The sequence below is a fragment of the Streptococcus sanguinis genome (assembly GCF_019928825.1).
Lineage (GTDB): Bacteria > Bacillota > Bacilli > Lactobacillales > Streptococcaceae > Streptococcus > Streptococcus sanguinis_L.
Window position 1 is genome coordinate 133,396 of the sequence record NZ_JAHZOP010000003.1, and the last position, 20,816, is coordinate 154,211.

At 45.3% G+C, this 20,816-nt stretch carries 18 protein-coding genes; 2 read left to right on the forward strand and 16 right to left on the reverse strand.

Annotation, left to right across the window (positions count from 1 at the left end; genetic code table 11):
* Positions 1-61: 61 nt before the first annotated feature.
* The 8 genes from K1J09_RS06750 to ulaG form a co-directional block, all read right to left on the reverse strand.
* Positions 62-442: a PH domain-containing protein gene (locus K1J09_RS06750; RefSeq protein WP_032916189.1), complete on the reverse strand. Its 381-nt coding sequence runs from the start codon at positions 440-442 to the stop codon at positions 62-64.
* Positions 443-532: 90 nt separating this feature from the next.
* Complete coding sequence (locus K1J09_RS06755) at positions 533-2,383, reverse strand: proline--tRNA ligase (RefSeq protein ID WP_124766067.1); 1,851 nt, start codon at positions 2,381-2,383, stop codon at positions 533-535.
* Between the two features lie 65 nt (positions 2,384-2,448).
* Positions 2,449-3,705, reverse strand: a complete 1,257-nt coding sequence (rseP, locus tag K1J09_RS06760; RefSeq protein WP_223323611.1) for an RIP metalloprotease RseP — start codon at positions 3,703-3,705, stop codon at positions 2,449-2,451.
* A gap of 226 nt (positions 3,706-3,931) precedes the next feature.
* Positions 3,932-4,735 carry a phosphatidate cytidylyltransferase gene (locus tag K1J09_RS06765; protein WP_223323613.1) on the reverse strand — a complete coding sequence of 268 codons (804 nt, stop codon included), beginning with the start codon at positions 4,733-4,735 and terminating at the stop codon, positions 3,932-3,934.
* A gap of 18 nt (positions 4,736-4,753) precedes the next feature.
* Positions 4,754-5,503: an isoprenyl transferase gene (locus K1J09_RS06770; RefSeq protein WP_002902229.1), complete on the reverse strand. Its 750-nt coding sequence runs from the start codon at positions 5,501-5,503 to the stop codon at positions 4,754-4,756.
* Positions 5,504-5,733: 230 nt separating this feature from the next.
* Entirely contained in the window at positions 5,734-6,069 is a 336-nt protein-coding gene (yajC, locus tag K1J09_RS06775; RefSeq protein WP_060976179.1) for a preprotein translocase subunit YajC, read from the reverse strand.
* Between the two features lie 177 nt (positions 6,070-6,246).
* Positions 6,247-8,223 carry a transketolase gene (gene tkt, locus K1J09_RS06780; RefSeq protein WP_223323615.1) on the reverse strand — a complete coding sequence of 659 codons (1,977 nt, stop codon included), beginning with the start codon at positions 8,221-8,223 and terminating at the stop codon, positions 6,247-6,249.
* A gap of 304 nt (positions 8,224-8,527) precedes the next feature.
* The gene (gene ulaG / locus K1J09_RS06785; protein ID WP_223323617.1) at positions 8,528-9,619 is read right to left on the reverse strand and encodes an L-ascorbate 6-phosphate lactonase; all 1,092 of its coding nucleotides are present in this window, start codon (positions 9,617-9,619) and stop codon (positions 8,528-8,530) included.
* 308 nt (positions 9,620-9,927) lie between these two features.
* Between ulaG and tnpA the strand changes: the two genes are divergently transcribed.
* Entirely contained in the window at positions 9,928-10,392 is a 465-nt protein-coding gene (tnpA, locus tag K1J09_RS06790) for an IS200/IS605 family transposase (RefSeq protein WP_125407605.1), read from the forward strand.
* A gap of 98 nt (positions 10,393-10,490) precedes the next feature.
* Here tnpA and K1J09_RS06795 read toward each other — a convergent pair whose 3' ends face one another.
* Together K1J09_RS06795 and K1J09_RS06800 are read right to left on the reverse strand one after the other, a co-directional pair.
* Entirely contained in the window at positions 10,491-10,838 is a 348-nt protein-coding gene (locus tag K1J09_RS06795) for a CPBP family intramembrane glutamic endopeptidase (protein WP_223323794.1), read from the reverse strand.
* Positions 10,839-11,318: 480 nt separating this feature from the next.
* On the reverse strand, positions 11,319-12,980 hold the full coding sequence (locus tag K1J09_RS06800; protein ID WP_223323619.1) for a BglG family transcription antiterminator: 1,662 nt from the start codon (positions 12,978-12,980) through the stop codon (positions 11,319-11,321).
* Positions 12,981-13,121: 141 nt separating this feature from the next.
* Between K1J09_RS06800 and K1J09_RS06805 the strand changes: the two genes are divergently transcribed.
* Entirely contained in the window at positions 13,122-13,712 is a 591-nt protein-coding gene (locus K1J09_RS06805; RefSeq protein WP_223323621.1) for a sugar O-acetyltransferase, read from the forward strand.
* Positions 13,713-13,740: 28 nt separating this feature from the next.
* Here the strand turns inward: K1J09_RS06805 and K1J09_RS06810 are convergent, their stop codons facing one another.
* The 6 genes from K1J09_RS06810 to K1J09_RS06835 all read right to left on the reverse strand — a co-directional run bounded on the left by K1J09_RS06810 (position 13,741) and on the right by K1J09_RS06835 (position 20,571).
* Positions 13,741-14,484 carry a sugar phosphate isomerase/epimerase family protein gene (locus tag K1J09_RS06810; RefSeq protein ID WP_223323624.1) on the reverse strand — a complete coding sequence of 248 codons (744 nt, stop codon included), beginning with the start codon at positions 14,482-14,484 and terminating at the stop codon, positions 13,741-13,743.
* 9 nt (positions 14,485-14,493) lie between these two features.
* Positions 14,494-16,017, reverse strand: coding sequence for an FGGY-family carbohydrate kinase (locus K1J09_RS06815; protein WP_223323626.1), 1,524 nt, complete (start codon positions 16,015-16,017; stop codon positions 14,494-14,496).
* 75 nt (positions 16,018-16,092) lie between these two features.
* The gene (locus tag K1J09_RS06820) at positions 16,093-17,082 is read right to left on the reverse strand and encodes an amidohydrolase family protein (RefSeq protein WP_032907832.1); all 990 of its coding nucleotides are present in this window, start codon (positions 17,080-17,082) and stop codon (positions 16,093-16,095) included.
* A 33-nt stretch (positions 17,083-17,115) separates the two neighbouring features.
* Entirely contained in the window at positions 17,116-18,567 is a 1,452-nt protein-coding gene (locus tag K1J09_RS06825) for a PTS galactitol transporter subunit IIC (protein WP_011837544.1), read from the reverse strand.
* Between the two features lie 23 nt (positions 18,568-18,590).
* The gene (locus K1J09_RS06830; protein WP_223323628.1) at positions 18,591-19,547 is read right to left on the reverse strand and encodes a 2-hydroxyacid dehydrogenase family protein; all 957 of its coding nucleotides are present in this window, start codon (positions 19,545-19,547) and stop codon (positions 18,591-18,593) included.
* The gene (locus tag K1J09_RS06835) at positions 19,540-20,571 is read right to left on the reverse strand and encodes a hypothetical protein (protein ID WP_223323630.1); all 1,032 of its coding nucleotides are present in this window, start codon (positions 20,569-20,571) and stop codon (positions 19,540-19,542) included. The genes K1J09_RS06830 and K1J09_RS06835 overlap by 8 nt, the downstream gene beginning before the upstream one ends.
* Positions 20,572-20,816: the final 245 nt, after the last annotated feature.

Below are 20,816 nucleotides of genomic sequence, written 5' to 3' on the forward strand. Positions count from 1 at the left end.
CTTTATAGTTAATACTCAGAAGGCTTTTCTGTTTATTTTTAAATCCCAAAGGGGCAATATGCTATCTTAAGACTGCTTCTGCCAAGGCTTTTTGGATAGCGATGACGCTGCGGTCGCTGGTAAATTGAAGGACTTCTGCTGGCTCTTGAGCGCTGGAAACCCAAATTTTCAGCTCGGCATCTAAGTCGAAATGGCCGGCTGTTTCCACTGAAAAACGACTGATAGAGCGATAAGGAAAGGACTTATAAGAAGTCTTTTTGCCAGTCATTCCCTGCTTGTCGACCAAGATTAAACGCTTATCTGTAAAGACAATCAAGTCGCGAATGAGGCTAAAAGCCAGTTCTACATTCTCTGTTGTTGTCAGAATATCCTCCAATTGTCTTTCTGTTTTTTCAATATCTTTCTGAGAGGCATTGCCTAATAAACCGCCGAATAATCCCATCAATCGGTCCTCCAATCTATTTTTTCCTACTATAGCATTTTCACCTCCAATAAGCAAAAGAAAACTGCCAGATAAAACTGGCAGTTTGTTTTATTTTGTCAAAATTGACAAGGTTTCTAGCAGATTATCAGCGTGGACTTCAATGGTATCGCCAGTAGCCTTAATCTTGACTTCGACAATGCCTTCTGCAGCTTTCTTACCAACTGTCACACGGATTGGAAGACCAATCAAATCACTGTCGCTGAACTTAACACCAGCTCGCTCATTGCGATCATCCACTAAGACCTCATAACCAGCACTTAGCAAGTTAGCCTCGATTTGGTCAGTTAGAGCCACGGCTTCCTCGTCCTTGACATTGACCGGAATCAAGTGCACATCAAATGGTGCCAGCTCTTTCGGGAAGTTGATGCCCCAAGCATAGCGGAATTCACCCTTAGGAGTTTTATTGACAAAGAGACGGGCATGCTGCTCCATAACAGCAGACAGGAGACGGCTGACACCGATACCGTAACACCCCATAATCATCGGTACTGCTCGGCCATTTTCGTCCAAGACATTAGCGTTCATGCTGTCAGAATAGCGAGTTCCCAACTTAAAGATATGTCCAATCTCAATACCGCGAGCAAACTTGAGGACACCTTGGCCGTCCGGCGAAATTTCACCCTCACGAACCTCACGGATATCCACATACTCAGCGGTAAAGTCACGGCCAGGATTGACACCGGTCAAGTGGTAACCATCTTCGTTAGCACCAACCACAGCGTTAGCTAGGTCTTGCACCTTACGGTCAGCAATGATTCTCACGCCTTCTGGCAGATTGACTGGCCCTAGTGAGCCAAAACCTGCTCCCAAGAGCTGACGGACTTGATCTTCACTCGCCACATCAAAGAAATCGGCTGCCAAATGATTTTTCAGCTTGACTTCATTAAGCTGGTCATTGCCGACCAAAAGTGCTACGACAGGAGACTCGTCAGCCATGTAAACCAAGGTCTTGATTGTCTGGCTTTCATCCAGCCCAAGGAAGGCAGCAACTTCGTCAATAGTCTTGCAGTCAGGCGTTGAAACGCGGGCTACTTCTTCCTCAGTCACGACACGTCCTGCAGGCTTGTATTCATCCGTTGCCATTTCAAGGTTGGCAGCGTAGCTGGACTCACTGGAGTAGGCAATGGTATCCTCACCAGATACCATCCAGCTGGTCAATTCTGTCCGAATAGCTTCCTGAACATCCTCAGGAATCTCATCAAAGCTGGCTACAGACTTGTCCAAGACAACCCAGCGGTTCACATCCGTCCGGTCTGGCGTAATGGCCATGAATTCCTGACTGTCCTTGCCCCCCATGGCACCACCATCACCGATAATGGCTTTGAAATCTAGCTCGCTGCGGGTAAAGATTTTCTCATAGGCAGACTTGTATTCATCATAAGCTACATCCAAGCTGTCATAGTTAGCGTGGAAACTGTATGCATCTTTCATGATAAACTCACGCGTCCGTAAGAGCCCGTTACGAGGACGCTTTTCATCGCGGTATTTAGGCTGAATCTGATAGAGATTAAGTGGCAGCTGTTTATAGGATTTAACCGAATCACGGACGATAGCCGTAAAGGTTTCCTCATGGGTTGGCCCTAGGATAAAGTCTGATTTCTCCCGATTTTTCAGCTTATAGAGGTCTTCACCGTAGGTCTCATAACGGCCAGACTCGCGCCAGAGGTCTGCACTGAGCAGGGCAGGCGCCAGCATCTCCACTGCACCAATCTTGTCAAACTCTTCTCGCATGATTTTTTTGGCTTTTTCAATCACGCGATTAGCCAGTGGCAGATAAGAATAGACCCCAGCTGAAACCTGACGGACATAGCCAGCCCGCAGCATCAGAGCGTGACTGATAACTTGAGCATCGCTAGGCATCTCACGCAGGGTTGGAATTAACATTTTACTTTGTTTCATAAAAACAAAACTCCTTGACTTTCATTGAATAGTTTCTTTTTCATGGCTCTATGAGCTTTGGGCTCTTAGAAGAATAATTTCATAATATCGTTCCAGGTAACGGCAATCATCAGGATGACCATAATAGCCACTCCAGACAGAGTGATATAGGTCTCCGTTTCTCTTTTCAGAGGTTTTCTGCGGATAGCCTCTAGAATATTGAGGACAATCTTTCCGCCGTCCAAGGCTGGAATAGGAATCAGATTGAAAATACCGATATTGAGTGACAGCATGGCCAAAAGACTGAGTACTGCTGGCAAACCTTGCTCTGCAGCCTGACTGCTGAAATTGTAAATAGCGACCGGACCGCCCAGCTTATTGATATTGAAATTGAAGATGATATCTTTCAGAGCTGACAAAATGCGCACCGTAGTAGACCAAGCTGCAGTAAAACCGCCAACTACCTTGTCCCAAAAGCCTGTCTTGACCGTTGGAGATACCCCTAGCAGATAACGATTGCCTTCTTTTTTAGGCTGTACGGTAATCTCTTTCGTTTCGCTGCCGTGTTTGTAGGTAACAGACAAGGCCGGCGCTTCCTTGCTCTTGCCTGTGATTTTCGCCAGAGCACTGGTTAGATCCGCCCAGTTGCTAATCTTATAGTCATTAATCTTAAGGATTTGGTCGTTATTTTGAACCCCAGCAGCTGCTATGGCACTACCATCCATGACTTGAAAATGATTGCTGTTTTCATCGCGAACGCCACCTTGAATAAAGGCCAGCAGCATAAATACCAACACGCTCAGGATGAAGTTATTCATAGGGCCAGCAAAGTTGGTGATAAGACGACCCCAGATACTAGCATTCTGATACTGAACATCCAGCGGTGCAATCCGCACCTCAGTGCCGTCTTCTTCAACAATCGTTGCATCATGATCTACTGCATAAGTCTTGAGCTCATCAAGAACAAGACCAGTGATTTCCAGCTTTTCCTCAAAGTCAAAGCCGGTCACATTCATGGGCAGAGCTGTCTGGTCAACCTTTTTGCCAGAGAGATTGATGCGAACTACCTTCCCCTCTGCATCCAAGGTCAGACTAGCCGGTGTCCCCACCTTAATGTCAGTGGAGTCTTCCCCCCAGCCGGCCATACGCACATAGCCCCCCAAGGGTAAAATCCGAATCGTATAGGCCGTCCCGTCTTTACCAATATGGGAAAAAATCTTGGGCCCCATACCGATAGCGAACTCTCTGACCAAAATGCCGGACTTCTTCGCAAAGTAGAAGTGTCCGAACTCATGGACCACCACAATGATCCCAAAAATAATAATAAAGGTTATAAACTGCATGGACTTCTATATTTTACCTTTCCTAGAAATCTTGTTTTTGCTTTTAAATCAAAGAAGGAGCAGAAAACGGCCAAATACCGAGCTTCCCGCCCCTGCATAGCTGACACTCTTGAAAATAGGGTAGAAGCTCCTCTCAAAATTTTGAGCTCCAAATCCCAGTTCCTTCTCAGATGTGCGTTCTTTGGACAAGCTTGCCATCCCTTGCTTTCAGCCATGCACGACTGTCTTAGAACAAGCCGAAGAAATGCATCAGCGGAAAGACGAAGAGAAGGCTGTCAAAGCGATCCAAGACACCGCCGTGGCCAGGAATGAATTTACCAGAATCCTTGACCCCGAAATGACGCTTGACTGAGCTTTCAACCAAATCACCCAACTGACATGCAATACTAAAGAGCACTGCCAGAATCAAAAAGACAAAGACATTGTAAGGAGTCGCCACTTGCGGTCGAACCAACATAAAAATCCCAGTCACTAGAACGGCTGATAGAATGCCGCCCAGGCTTCCTTCAATAGTCTTATTAGGAGAAACTCTCGGCGCCAGCTTTCTTTTACCGAAACGCACCCCAACCAAATAAGCTCCACTATCAGTAGCCCAGACGATAAAGAGAGCTAGCAGGACCTTGTCAATATTCATCAAGCGGGCATCAATCAAGGCATTAAAACCAAGACCGACATAAAAACTCGCTGCAATCGGATAAGCCGCATCTTCAAAAGTATAGTTGGAACCCAGAACAGTCGAAATCAACAGAAGGAAGACGACCAAGCCATAGGCCACGACATTACCATCCACTGGCAGAAACTTCAGATAGTTCTCCAAGGGCAGGGTTAGGACAAAGGCTGCCAGCATGGCTAAGACACCTTCGATGGTCGCTGTCGGCAGACCTTTCATTTGGAGAAATTCATGCACCGCAAGCATAGCCAGCAGCCCCACAAAAATCTGAAAGATGACGCCTCCTGTCAATACCAGAGGAATAAAAATAGCAAGAGCGATTCCCCCAAAGATTAGACGTTTTTGTAAATTTTTACTCATACTCTTTTACTTTCTCCCTTAAACACCGCCAAAGCGTCGATTCCGACGGCTGTATTCTGCAATTGCAGCCTTCAAAGCCTTCTCATCAAAGTCAGGCCAGAGAATGTCCGTGAAATACAGCTCACTGTAGGCTGACTGCCAAGGCAGAAAATTGCTGAGGCGCAGCTCTCCACTGGTCCGAATCACCAGATCCGGATCGCGCAGCATCTTGGGCAAGTTGCTGGTATAGAGGTAGTTGCCAATGACTTCCTCAGTAATGTCGCCGGGACTGAGTTTGGCATCCAGAACATCCTGAGCAATCAGTTTAACCGCCTGATTAATCTCATATCGGCCACCGTAGTTCAGGGCAAAATTGAGAATCAAACCTGTATTGAGCTTGGTTAGGCTTTCGGCCTTTTCCAAAGCTTCAAATGTCGCCTTAGGAAGCTTAGCCGTATCACCAATCATCTGGATTTTAACATTGTTCTTGTGCAACTCCGGCACATAGCGGTCGTAAAATTCAACCGGCAGATTCATGATAAAGGAAACTTCCTTTTCCGGCCGAGACCAATTTTCCGTTGAGAAGGCATAGACAGTCAAGACCTGAACACCCATTTCCTTGGCAGCAATCGTCACCTTTTGCAGGGTTTCCATGCCAGCTTTATGACCGAACACGCGCGGCTGCATCCTTTTTTTGGCCCAGCGGCCGTTACCGTCCATAATGACAGCAATGTGTTTAGGAACATTCAGCGGTGCGTTCAGCTTTTCTTTTTTCTTAAAACTAAACATACTTTTTATCCTATTTAAAGTTTTGTCAGTTCATTATATCATAAATCCTTGGAATGTGGGCAATTCATCCGCTTTTTCAAGCCTGAGAGCATAAAATAAAGACAGAATGTCAACCAGAGAATCCAAACTCACCCAGCCTGTCCAAACTGCGAGGCAGATAAAGTTGCAATCAAACACCTCCTAGCTACATGAACCAAAACAAAAAAACAGCCCGCAAGCTGTTTATTTCTTTACTCTTCAATCGCTGATTCTTCCTCAGGAACGTCAACGCTTCCTTCACCACCAGCAACAGCAGGAATCCCCTCAGTTAATGGCAGTACGGTCTTAATTGCTGTCAGTTCAAAGGTCAGGTAAACACCGTCCACATCCAGAACAACTGTTTTCTTGTCTGTGTCTACTTCATCTATCGTTCCATACAAACCGCCGATGGTAATAACTTCATAGCCCTTTTGCAGCTTGTTAAGACTTTCCATACGCTGCTGAGCCTGTTTCTTTTGAGCACGCATTTGGAAATAGGTCATCCCTACCAGTACAACCGCAAATACAATAAGCATAATTGGATTCATATCTTTTCTCCTTCGAATATCATATATGAACTACTATAGCAGATTTCCCTTATTTTTACAAGACGATTCTGACTTTTCAGGCAAAGTCCGTCTCAAGTCGGATGAAGCATAATTAGCCTAACCATATTTTTTAAAAAGCAAAAATCAGGATGAGCAACACCCTGATTTTATGTCTTTTTATTTAAGATTTTTAACAACTTCTGCTACATGTTCAATTGTAAAGCCGTATTCTTCCAGCACCTTACCTGCTGGAGCAGATGCACCAAACTGGTCGATTCCGATAACTGCACCGTCCAGACCGACATACTTGTACCAAGGCTGGCTAGCTGCCATCTCGATCGCTACACGGCGACGAACTGCATTTGGCAGAATTTCTTCTTTGTAGGCTGCATCTTGAGCATCAAAAAGCTCTGTTGACGGCACACTAACCACACGGATTTTAGCGCCATCTGCTGCAAGTGCTTTAGCAGCTGCAACAGCCAAATTAACCTCAGAACCAGAAGCCAGCAAGATGGTATCGAAATCTGCTCCTGTTTCGTAAACCACATAAGCACCTTTAGCTACCTTGTCAAAGTTTGTGCCTTCTTCGACTGTCAGATTTTGACGGGTCAAGACCAGAGCAGTCGGAGTGGATTGACTCTTAAGAGCCAGGTACCAAGCTGCCTGAGTTTCACGCGCATCTGCTGGGCGGAAAACAGTCAGGTTTGGAATAGCACGCAGACCAGCCAGATGCTCAATCGGTTCGTGAGTTGGACCGTCTTCACCAACTGCAATAGAATCATGCGTGAAAACATAAGTCACTGGTAAGCCTTGAAGGGCAGACAAACGGACAGCTGCCTTGACATAGTCTGAGAAGACGAAGAAGGTACCACCGTAAACGCGAAGACCACCATGAAGCGCCATACCGTTAAGAATTGTTCCCATAGCAAACTCGCGCACACCAAATTGGATGTTGCGGTTGAGACGGTGGACGTCGTCCTGCAGGCCATCTTCCTTGATATAGGTCATATTGGAATGAGCCAAGTCAGCAGAACCGCCGAGGAAAGTCGGAAGGACCTTAGCTGCCGCATTGAGGGCATCCTGACTAGAATTACGGGTCGCTTGAGAGAAGCCATTTTCAAGTACTGGGAAGTCTTCTGGTTTGATTTCTACTGGATCCTGACCAGCAATGATAGCTGTTACTTCAGCTGCTAATTCTGGATGGGCTTGCTTGTAGTCCTCTACTAGCTGCTTCCATGCATTATAAGCTGCTGCACCGCGCTCCGCTACATTTGTACGGTAGTCTGCATAGACTTCCTCAGGAATCTCAAATGGCGCATACTCCCAACCCAAGGCTTTACGAGTAGCTGCCGCTTCTTCTGCTCCCAGAGGCGCACCGTGCACTGCATTCGTTCCTTGCTTGTTTGGAGAACCGTAACCGATAACCGTCTTGACTTCAATCAAAGATGGTTTGCCGGAAGCTTTAGCTTCATTGATGGCTGCATCAATCGCTGCAAGGTCTGTTCCATCTTCTACCAAGGCAGTATGCCAACCATATGCTTCATAGCGGGCACGAACATCTTCTGTAAAGGAATCCTTAGTCTCTCCATCTAGGTTGATATCATTTGAATCATAGAGAACAACCAGCTTGTCCAGCTTTTGCAGCCCAGCATAAGAAGCAGCTTCAGCTGAAACCCCCTCCATCAAATCACCATCACCACAGATGACATAAGTGTAATGGTCGAAAATTGGATAGCCTTCACGATTATACTTAGCAGCTAAGAAACGTTCTGCCTGAGCAAATCCAGTAGCTGTAGAAATACCCTGTCCCAGTGGACCAGTAGTGGCATCGACACCAGCTGTGTGGCCAAACTCTGGGTGACCTGGTGTCTTAGAACCCCATTGGCGGAAGTTTTTGATTTCCTCCATGCTGACATCTTTAAAGCCAGACAGATGAAGCAAGGCATAAAGCAGCATAGAGCCATGTCCTGCAGATAGGACGAAGCGATCGCGGTTAATCCAGTTTGGCTCTTCTGGATTGATACGCAATTGTTTAGTAAACAAGTCATAAGCCATCGGTGCAGCACCCATGACTACGCCAGGGTGACCTGACTTAGACTTTTCAATCGCGTCAATCCCTAAAAAGCGAATGGCATTAACTGATAATTGTGACATTGGATTCTCCTTATTTTTACTAAAATCTGTCCTGACATCAGAACAGGATAAACAATGGTCGTAGAAACGATAAAAATTGTCTCATATCTATTATAAGAAAATTATCCCTATATCGCAAGATAGGGATAATCTCATCGGATACTTTCTGAAGCCTTTATCCATTTGAACTTTTGCTTCATCAAGTAGAAAAACATTTTATAATCAATGAAAATCTAAGGGTAAGGGCAAACTTGAAAGCTAGCCAAGGACTGAATTTGAAAACAGCATGGCAGGGCTGACAAGGTTTAAAGATTTTCAAAGAATATTAAAGGAGGGCTTTAAATTGAATATTGGACTCTTGCTCGAAACAGTCATCAAAGCCACGAGGATGGTGGTATTCGATTCTATCTTTGTCCAGAGGATAGGTATACTTGCCGCCCACTTCCCAGATGAATGGATGGAACTGATATTGAAGGCGCTCTTTGCGCATCTTCCACAAGGCTAAAATCTCATCCGTTGAAGCCATAAAGTTGGACCAGATATCATAGTGAACTGGGATGATGACCTTGGCCTGCAGGTTTTCAGCCATACGCAGTAAGTCGATAGACGTCATCTTGTCCTGAATACCGACAGGATTGTCACCATAGTTATTGATAGCTACATCAATCTGGAAGTCCTTACCGTGCTTGGCAAAGTAGTTAGAGAAGTGAGAGTCTGCACCGTGATAGATGGTTCCGCCTGGTGTTTCAAAGACATAGTTAACTGCCTTGCGTGCCATTTCTTCATCGGTCACAGCCAGTCCCGCCAGTTCCCCATCTTGAGCTTCAGCACCTTCGACTGGCAGAGTCACCAGACAGGTACGGTCAAATGATTCAACAGCTGTCACCTTGATGTCCTTAAACTCAAAGCTTTCACCTGGCTTGATTACCATGATGCGTTCTTCAGGCACACCCCATTTTTTCCAAATTTCGCCACACTCATAAGGTCCGACAAACTTAACATGGTCCAAGTTAGGATTGTTGACAATAGCCGCTGCGGTATTGATGTCAATGTGATCGCTATGGAAATGAGAAACTAAATAATAATCTAGTTCATTGATAGCAAAAGGATCGATAACCATCGGCTGCACGCGCAGATTGGGCTGCAGCTTGCGGACACCAGCCATATTGGCCATCTGATGGCCTCTGACCATATCTTTAACCTTCTTGGTTGATTTTCCTCGGTTAGACCACAGATCCATGACGACATTGGCACCGCCCGGCGTCTTAATCCAGACACCGCAGTTGCCCAGCCACCACATGGCAAAATTGCCTTCTGGCACTACTTCTTCTTCAATTTCTTCATTGAGCCAAGTGCCCCATTCTGGAAAAGTTGACAAAATCCAAGATTCTCTGGTAATGTCTTTCACGTTTGGCATAGTCCATTCCTCCTCAAAAATTGATTGATTTCTATGCTTCTAGTATAGTCCGCCTCAAGGGATAAAAAAAGACCAAATAAAACACAGGTCTGTGTTCAAGATTGGACTTTATTTTTTGATAAAAACACCCGCGAGTTTGGACTTGCGGGTGTGGTTTAATTTGTGACTTTCAGTCTGTCTCGCTCCGCTAGGTGCGAGACAAATAAACCACCCGCTATGCGGGTGCGCCTCGAAGGTTATACCAAAAAAACTCCAAACGCGATACAATAAAGGTGTTCAAGCCCATTGTGAAGCGAAAGGAGAAAAATATGGTGCAAAAGGCACATAGTTTATCACACACAAAGTGGATGTGTAAATATCACATTGTGTTTACACCTAAGTATAGACGAAAAGTCATCTATAATCAATATCGAAACAGTTTGGGTGAAATATTCCACCGATTATGTAGTTATAAAGGTGTTGAAATTATCGAGGGTCACTTAATGCCAGATCATGTACATATGTTGGTAAGTATTCCACCGAGGATAAGTGTTTCTAGTTTTATGGGGTATTTAAAAGGTAAAAGTGCTCTCATGATGTTTGATAAGCACGCCAATCTAAAATATAAGTTTGGGAACCGACATTTTTGGGCGGAAGGCTATTACGTGAGTACAGTAGGACTTAATGAAGCCACAATTAAGAAATATATCCAAGAGCAGGAAAAGCATGATATAGCGTTGGATAAATTGAGTGTAAAAGAATATGAGGATCCCTTTAGGGATAGTGGTAAGTAATGCAAACACCTCTTTGAGAGGTTTGTGACAAGTCAAGAGCAATGAGGCTTGAACAAAGTGAAAGCCAGCGTCTTTAGGCGCTGGCTGGTGATGTGGGCTTATAGCCCTAGGACAAACCACCCGTTAGACGGGTGGTTATGATTGAGAATATTCAAATAGATGAAACTCCAAATCTCACTCCAATGATTAGCTGTATTCCAAAAAATATGGAAAGTCAAAGGGTAGTAAATGGACTTGGTGTAGCGAAAAATAAAATCTATCACAGCACCAGCCATTGCATAAAAGAAAAAATCAATCCAAGACCAAGGAAAGCCTATAATGTGAAAAATACCAAAGGCTGCTGCCGAAACAAGAACATCCAAGAAATATTGGGAATTCCTGAAATAACTGGTCATAATAGCTCCACGAAAAACCAACTCCTCACGAACAGGGCTCAAAATAGACATCACGAACAAGTGACTGCCTCATACAAATGTGCTAGGATGCGCATATCTAATATCATCTAAGCCTTGTTGATTTGTCGTAACGTAATTAGGAAACCATTGCCAATACTGCTCGTTAAAATACTGAAGGAAATAATAAAGTCCCACTGTTACTAGAATATAAGACAGTTTTATTTTAGAAAATTTAAAGATAGATTTATCACCCCAGCGCCAAATAGCAAAAATTGAACAGACAATCGTAATTAGCAAAGCAGACAAATAAATCGTCATTTCCAAATCGCTGTAGACTTTTACTTTCCTACCGTTTAAAAAAACTTCAACCCACACGGTTGTTAACATTTTTACTAGAAAAAGTAAAATAATTGGATAGATATATTGGATGATTTTTCTTTTCATATGCAAAATAAAATAACAGATTTTTCAGAAAATTAAAACACAAGTCCTCGAAATGTACATTTTTGTCCTTGAACTGGTAAAATCAGGCTAATTTCCAGTCAAAATCTGCTTTTCGACCAGGTTTTCGATTTGGTACTGGAGTTCCTTGGCTTCTTCGCTATTGGCAAGATAATGCGCCAAGAGCCGCTCTAGCTCACTTCTGAAATCGCTGTGCTGACTGGCTGTCAGGCGATACTTGATAAAGCGGTTGAGCTTGACCACGTCTTCATAGTCAAAAATAGGATTGACCTGCACCAGCGGAAATCTACTGCTAAGCCCGTCGCTGGTCACAATCAGCAAATCCACTTCCAACAGGTCTTCCACGCTCTTAAATTGCTCACTGGTAAAGACCGCGCGGATATAGTCATGCGGAAAATAATACTGGCACTGCTTGAGCAAGAGGCGCTGGACTGCCACCCCCTCATCGCAGACAATATAAATCTGCTTGACCTCCTTGGGCCTCGTCGCCTGCGGCTTCAAAGCACCACCTAGGTGCATAGCCAAGTAGGCAATCTCGTCTCGCGTCAGCGAAATGAGCCAGGCCTCCTCCAAAATCCCCACGCTCTGCTCGGTATAGTGATAAAGCTCAGGATACTTTTGCAGAATGTGCCGCGTCAGCGGATTTTTGGACAAAATGCCGTAAGTCTTGCGGAACAAAAGCGCCTTACAGTGGGTCATGAGATTGCGAATCAGGTCGTCACGATTTTCCAGCTCATAGGGAGAATGCGCTTCAAAATCCCAGATGAAATTGTCAATGGCCAGCTGCAAATCCGCGAAATCTTCACTAGTTGCATGTAAATCCTGGTCTTTTCGATAAGAAAGCAACAAAACCGCAATCCAAGACAGCTCAATCTCATCCAAATGCAAGCCCAATTTTTCGTCCAGCAAAGTCTGAAGCTTCTTAGCCGTGCTGTATTCCACGCGCTTACGAATAAGAGAAAACTCGCGGTACAAATCGTCCCTCTCCTGCTCGCTCAAGGTCATATTACGGTAGGACAGCAGCAGATAAGGCAGAACCTTGAGCATAAACTCGATTTCATAGCGATTGATTTTCTTGCCCAAGTCCTGCTCGATAAAATGCACCTGCTGGTTGAGAAAAATTTGTAATTCCTCGGACAGCAGCACATCTTCCTGCACAAACTGCTTGATTTTACTTCCCAAAATCCGCATAAAACCGCTATTGCCCTCAGAAAAAATCGTGGTCAACAGAGCGTGAACGTACTGGACTTTATTGAGCGGGTGGCATTTGAGAACATAGCCCTGCGACTTGGTTGTAATGAGACTAACCTGATACTGCTCGACCGTCAGCTGGCTACGAATGGTGTTGAGGTCGTTGAGCACTGTATTACGCGACACCTCGGTCAAATCCATGAGCTTTTCAATCGTCACGCGCTCTTTCAAGACGCAGATAAAGAGAATCATCAGCTGCATGCGCTCTTCCATACTCATGACATAGCTGTGAGCATCCACGCTTTCAAGCAAGGCTTCACAAGCCTCTCGTTGTTCCGCTGTCAAAACCAGTCCGACCCGCGGCTGGCTGACAATCTTGTCCACTCCTTGAGGCAAAGCGTCGTTTATTTTTTCTAAATGATAATAAATTTTGCGGCGCGATTGCCCTGTGGCACGAGAAATCGCCATAATTGTTTCAGGCTCTGTCAACTGCAAAAGATAGTTGAGCAAGACAGAGCTGCTTTTATCTAAATAAATCATTTGCTTTTCTTTCCTTTAAACTTCCTTTCTAGTATATCAGAACCGCTTACAAAATTGAAAGATGAAGGATTTTTCAGCTACTTGGAAAGTCTTGTTTCCCACTCCCTTGCATGTTATAATAAAAGAAAAAAGGAGCTCTCCATGAATCTTGAAGAACAACAGCAGCATATTCTTTCGGGTGCCATGTACAATGACTTGACTCCCGAGTTGGTCGAAGCACGCGAAAAAACGGTCTTTCTGACCAACCGCTACAATGCCAGTTTTGGACAGCCTGCTAGCGAGCGGCAGGCTATTTTAAAAGAAGTGCTTAAATCCGTCGGAAAAAATGCCCATTTTGAGCCGACTTTTCGTTGTGAGTTCGGCTACAATATCAGCATCGGGGACAATTTTTATGCAAATTTTGACTGTGTTATGCTGGACGGCAGCGGTATTGAGATTGGTGACAATGTCCTTTTTGGACCGCGCGTCGGACTCTACACGTCCAATCATGCTCTGGATGCTTGGGAGCGTAGTCAGGGGGCTTGCTATGCCAAGCCGATTAAGATTGGCGACAATGTCTGGCTAGGTGCTGGCGTTCATGTCAATCAAGGTGTGACGATTGGAGACAATAGTGTCATTGGCTCAGGGAGCGTCGTGACCAAGGACATCCCAGCTAATGTTGTGGCGGCTGGCCTTCCTTGCCGCGTCATTCGACCAATCACTGACCAAGACAAAAGCAATTATCAACCATAAAACTGAGGTAGGTGAACCTACCTCAGTTTTATTTTTCCAGCAGCCGCGCGATGTCTGCTTCTAAGTTTTCCAAGGAAGTCGGATATTCTAGGGCAAGATAGCGCACATGGCTAAAGCGCTTCATGAGGCTAGGAGCATCCAACTCACCCTCAAATAAACTAGCAATCTCCACTTGACCATTTACATGACGGTAATTTTTGCAGTGGAGGTAATCGGTAACTTCTGCCAAGCTAGCAAAAGCCTGCTCTATATCTTCTCCCAGCCAAGCCCAGTTGCCAAGGTCAAAGACGAAAGCAATAGGCAGGTCTGCTGCGCTGACCTTGTTCATCATCAAACGGCAATTCTTGATACTGGCATAAAGAGAGTCTTGGTTATTTTCCAGCTTAAGTCCGACAGATGATTGAAAACTAGGCGCCAACTCTGCCAAAGAAGCCACCGAAATCTGACCGGCATCGCCCGTGTTTAATTTGACAAAGGGAGCGCCCAAGAGCTCCGCTTCCTGCCGCAAAGTCTTAAGTTTCGGATTGACCCTATCTCCTATGACAAAATCCTCATTGACACTGTAAAAGAGCGACAGCCCTAGCTGGTTGGCTTTTTTTCTGATGTTTTTTAACTCTACATCAATATCCCCTAAAAACTCTCGCCGAATTTCAACCCTTGAAAGTCCTAGCTCTTTGACGCTTTCTAGCAAATCTTCTTGCTTGACTCCCCTGTCTAATTCTTCCTTAAAAGCAATCGTGTTGATAATCAATTCTTCTCGCTTTATTTTCATCCTAACCCTCTATTCTAATGTCATCCGTAGCTGACAAAGCTCTGCCCAAGCAGGCTCCATGGCTGCAAGCAAACTTTGGTAAACGCGATATTTCCTTTGGTAAAGCTCATGTTCCTTAGCCTGAGGCTCAAAGCGCTCCTTGACCCGAACCATTTTTTCGACAGCTTCTTCTAGGCTCAAATCATCCACCGCTTGCAAGCAAGCAATGGCGCCGCCCAGACCCCCCAATTCTGGCGCTTCAACCGTCTCTACTGGGATATTTAAAATATCAGCGAACATCTGCATCCAAGCTGGCGAATTTGTCGCACCGCCTGACAAGCGCAAAGCGCGCGGTCTTTGCTCAACCGTCGCTAGCAAATCATCGATATGCTGCTTGTGCGCATAGACAATCCCCTCATAAACCGCCCGAATCATCTCTGACTTGCTGGACTGGGTTGTCAGACCAAAGAAACAAGCCTCAGCAGCTCTGCCGATATTGTTGCCATAAAGAAAAGGGAAAAAGAGAATCTTGCTGTAAGAAGCGTCCGTCTCCTGCAAAAACACTTCCAGTACATCGTAAATAGAGGAATTTGAATCCTTGAGATGTTGGATTTCCTCCATCATCAGCATTTTTATCATAGCATCCAAATTGCCCGCCGAAGTTGGGCTGCCTGCTTCTATCAAAAAATCGCGATTGGGAAAATAAGAGTGCATCAAGCCGCTATCTTGGCTGACTGCCGTCTTGCTGGGATAAGTATTGATATTCCAAGTGCCTGAAATCACGCTAAAAGTGCTGGCGTCTAAGACGCCAGAGCCGATTGCGCAAGCATCAATATCAAAGAGCCCACCAACCACAGGCGTTCCTGCAAGAAGTCCCGTTGCTGCGGCAGCTTCTTGGGTCAAGCCACCAACAAGCTCTGCATAGTCCACTTGGGGCGCCAAAAGCTCGTACATTTCTTCAATACCAAAGAAAGCCGTAATTCTTTTGTCGTAAGTGCCCGTCTGGAAGTTAATCCAGTGATTGCCCGAAGCATCTCCTATCTCTTGCTGAATACGCCCAGTCAGCTTGAAGCGGACATAGTCCTTGGCCGACAGAATTGCCCCAATATTCTGGTAAATCTCTGGTTCATACTCTTTGAACCAGCGAAGCAAAACGGGATTTTGCACGGCAGCAACATGCTGGTGCGTCAAGTCCCAGATTTCGTCTAGCCGCTCCTCAAATTCTTGAGCCAGCTCGACCGCTCGCTCATCTGTAGACAAGATACCGCGCGTAAATTCCTGACCGTTTTTGTCCAGCAGATAGAGGCCTTTCCCATGACCAATACAGGCAAGAGCGCTGATGTCTTCTGCCTTAAGCTGGGCATTTTTGACAGCTTGCCTCATAGCCTGACGAATCCCCTGCCAGGTCTCTTTCAAATCCACTTCGCGATAGCCTGCTTTTTCCTCAATCTTCTTGGTACTAAAAGCAGACTGCCCTAATTGTCGCCCTTCTTCATCAAATACGATTGCCTTGGTATTGGTGCCCCCATAATCGATACTTAAAAAATATTTCATTTTTCTCCTCCGATTTCAAGTATAAAAGAAGCTGAGATTGCCTCACAGCTTCTTTATGAACAAGCACATGCGGCTTTAGTACAAGCCTAATTCCTTAGTCGCTGCATCAACCGCTTCACGGTTTGCTTGAACAGCCGACGGCTTAAAGTAAACGCGCTCTGCATTATTGTAGAGGACATCTTCTAGCTCTTCTGGCGTGAAAATATCCACGTGCTCCAGCCAAGTTGCCAACTCTTCATAAGTGTTAAAAGTAGCTGACCAAGGCGAATCTGTGCCCCAGATGATGCGCTTCGCTCCCAGCACTTCCTTAGCAATCCGGACATTCTTTTCAGATTTAGGGAATGGGAAAGTATCTGGACGGTCAATATCTTGGATAGCAGAAATATCTGTGTAGATGTTTGGTAAATCTTTCCACATGCTGAGTTCCGCCCGCAGACGATTTGGTGTATCTGCATGCGGGAATGACAAATGGCAGACAACAAAGTCAAGGCTTGGGTGCAAACGAGCAAGATTGGCAATAGCATCCGGCTGGTGGCTGATTTGGTCAAAGTTGCCATAGTCCACAGTGATAACGAAGCCTGGATAATCCAGCAAGTAGCTCAAAATCAAGCTGACATGCGGGTCGCTGTCCAAGCGGAAAGGCGTCTTTTGTCCACGATAGCCGTGGATACCACCACCTTGGCTGATTTCAAATTTGAGTGCTCTAAAGCCCAGCTCTTCTACATGACGGCGAACAATCTGCATGGCATTTTCAGCAAATGGATCCACCGAAAATGCGCCTGTAAAGCGGTCTGGGTAGCGCTTAATCGCCAGATGAGTATAGTAGTTTTGATAGCCATTCAAGTGTCCTTGCAAAATCACCGCTTTCTCAATATCATTGGCATCCATGTACTTCAAGAAAGCCTCTGCTGTAAAGTCCTTGTCGCCATAGCCGTCTGGAATGAGCTTAATCAATTCGCCGTCGTCCCAAATGGCATAGCCATTGCCCAGAGCATTCAGTCTGCCCTTGCCGTTAAAACCAGCAATGGTATTTAAAATATGTGCATGTCCGTCAATTTTCTTCATGATACAGTCCTCCAAATTCAAATCTGTCATTCATTAGTCTTCGCTAATCATAATCTTTTCTTTACTTCCTTCAAAGCCACTATTTTTATCTGCCATTTTCCGCAAATAAGCGTAGATAGACTCGCGTTTTGTCCGTAGGAAGAAAAGAGACACTAGGTAAACAGCAATCGTCACGCCAATCCAAAGCGGATTGCCCGAAATCCAAGCAAAGAAGACGAGAGCCGTCAAAGGGTGAGCCAAAAGATTGAAACTCATAATCAAGACCACTCCTGCTGGCAAGACCGCTCCATATTGCTGCACAGCTTCCGTATAAATTGGACCGAGGGCGCTGGCCGCATAAAGTCCCAGTGAAAACCAAACGATTCCGTTTAGGATCGCCTTGAGAATATTTCCTTTTGATACGGCAATCATGGCTTCAATCATAAAGGGAATAGCAATCAAGTCAACGACTGGAAGCGCGCGGTTGCCCGGCAAAATCAAGGAAATCAAGACCATGATTGGCACCAGAATGAGCCCCGCAATGATAGTGGCAGGTTCACCAAAACCAACTCCGTCATCCACTGCGATAAACCAGCGTTTCTTGTCTGCCAGTCCGTCTTCTTCTTCGCTTTCTTTTTTCTTGTTCTTTTCGACCGCTTCAGCCAGAGGTCCGAAAGCGCTTGCAAAGACGCCTGTAATCAAGGGGAAAATGGTCATAACGGCTGCAAGTGACATGGCAAAACCTAGAATGCCACCCCAGACTTCCAAACTCGCCAGATTTTTCAAGCTACCGAGAATCCCGATAATCATCCCCAGCAAGAAACCGAGAGTCATGGGTTCTCCGAAAATTCCCAGCTTGGTTTTCAGCGATTCTGGATTGAGTTTGACCTTGTTAATACCGATAAGGTTCCACAGCGGATCCAATACTAAGGCTGGAATCAAGGTTTCGATATTGTGAATAGAGTTGATTGTTGCATTTTTGACTCCGTAGTATTCTGACCAGCGCTCTGCTACCACTTCTGACATAATCAGTGAGTAAAGAAGGACAAAGACCATGAAAGCAAAGGAGAGGATAAAGTTTCCTGTTGCCGCATAAGCCATGGTTCCCCAAATCATGTAACCGAAGTTATTCCAGAGATTGGACGGTACAAAGACCCGCGTAATCCCAAAAAGGAAAAGAAGCAACTCAATCAGCAGACCAAAAACGAAGAAGGACAGACCGATTGAAGAAGAGAAGGCAGTCAGAGAACCCGTTTGCCAACCGATGTCAACGATAGGCAAATTGAGCCCTGCCGTGTCAACCATTTGCTGGATGTACTTGGTTACCAGCGGTGTAAAAGCAGAGATGACCCAGCCAAATCCTGTCAAACCAACCCCCGCGCGCAGGGCACTGAAAAAAGCGCGCTTGGGACTGACTTTCAAGAACAGACTAACAATAAAAATCATTACTGGCACAACGATTGTTGCACCAAAAACATCGAAAAATTTTTGTAAGGCTTCTAGCATAGTTTTACCCTTTTTCCTTTATTTTATTTGTTTACGACATTGACAGGGTTCCCTTCGAAGAAGGAAAGAATATTCGCTGCGGCTTCTGCTGCCAAGGTACGGCGACCTTCAATCGTTCCCGTTCCTGCATGCGGCGCCCTGATAACATTGTCCAAAGCGCGAAGCTCTTCAGAAACTTCTGGCTCAAACTCAAAGACATCCAAACCAGCTCCCGCTATCTCTCCAGTTTTAAGCGCTTCAATCAAGTCTTCTTCAGACACAATCGGACCACGCGCTGCATTGATTAGATAGCTTCTGTTCTTCATTTTCTTGAACACTTCTTTGTTAAATTTGTGGTGAGTGGACGGTAGAGACGGAGCATGAATGGTAATGACATCAGCCTTCTCAACCAAATCATCAAATTCCACATAGCTAACGCCCAATTCTTTTTCCCTCTCCTCTGGCAATCGATAGAGGTCGTGATAGAGCACTTTCATCCCAAAAGCCTTGGCGAAGCCAGCCACAGTTGAACCAATACGCCCCATACCGTAGATACCAAGCGTTGCGCCCTCAAGTGTCAGCCCTTGATAGCGTCTTTCGCTCGGGTCAATCCAGTTTCCTGTACGGACAATCTTGTCATAGAAGGCTAAACGTTTGGTAGCGGCTAAGAGAAGGGCAAAAGTCATTTCAGCTGTCGGTACCCGCACAGCTTGCGGCGAATTGGAGACCACAATCCCTTTTTGTTTGGCGTATTCGATGTCCACATGGTCAAAACCAACCGCATTAAGAGAGATGATTTGCAAGTTTTTCCCCGCATCGATCATTTCCTTGTCCCCTTTTTGCCCCATTAAGAGCCAAGCGTCGTACTCAGGCAAGTGTTCCAGCACATAGTCGCGTGAAAACGGCTCCCCGTCTGAGTAGGTCACATCGTACTTTTCCATTAGCTTGACCAAGCCTTCCTTAGGCACAATTCCCGTCACAAGAACTTTCTTCTTAGGCATTCTTTTCCTCCTTTTGTAGTTCGTAAAGAGCAACTGTATTTTTCCCATTATTCGCCGAAAAGATATAGGATTTTCCAGCTTTTTCAAAAGCCAAACAGTTGCTAGAAGCAACTTCTGGAGCAATCATGTGTTCCAGAAAACGTCCATTTTCATAGGTAAAAGCAAGCAAGTGCTTCTTCCCTGAGCGCCAGCCAAAGACAAAGGTTGGCTGACCGAGTAAAGTCCCCGACCAGATAGCGTGCCCAAAAGGCGTCGCTTCTGGATAGGCAAATAATTCCTCCTTAAAATCTTCTGACAAAATTCGCAAGCTATCGCCATGGAAAGCCTGGATAATCATATTTTCCAGACGACCGTCACCGTCCATGTCCAACTGCACAATATCGCTCGTTTCTTCATCAAAGAGCTGGGTCAAAGTCCAGTCAGACGCACCCTGCGGATAGTCCAAACGATAAATCCCTTCCACCGCTGTGATAAGCGAGTAATGCTCCGCGTGAACAGGATAGTAACCGTGATTTTTCTTGAGCCGAAGTTGCAATTCTTCTACATTTGTCAGCTGCCTTACCTGTTTATCAAAATGACCGACAAAAATTTTCCCGTCATCCGACCAGTCCTCGACAAACTGCTTGGAATTGGCAATCGTACAACCGATAAAAAGAATAGCTCCACGCTCATTGTCAACTAAATCAAAGCGATGCAGATAAGGAAAAGCCCCCACTTCCGTGATTGTCCACTTGCCCTTGCCCTCGAACTGTCCGTGAACAATCCGGCAATCCTTGGCATCAAAACCGGGATAAAAGCGCTGGGTTGCCAAGAAATCCAGCGTCCCTGGCACTTGGATAATGGACATGGTGCCACCAACCTCGCTCCAAACCACCGTCCTTGCGAAATCGCGATTGACATCATAGGCCAAGCAGGCATTTTCGGTCTCCGAAGCCACCAAAAGATAGTCGTTAGCGCTATCGGTCAACCTTGCAACGGCATAGCAGGCATCCAAGGGGTCGCTTAATATTGTTTTACTATTCACTAGGTCTCCTTTCTAGACGAGCAATCAACCTTTCACTGCGAAATTATTTTCAAACTCTGGGCGAAGCGGTTAACTTATTTTCAAAAAATAAAAGTGAACTACGTTTCCCTTATAAAATAATGCTTTAATTTATGGTTAACCGTTTCACCTTTCTACTGTTATAGTATACACTATTCTCTTTAGAATTGCAAGCGGTTTCAAAAAATATTTTAAAAAAAGTATCCACTCGCGCGAATACTTCATTT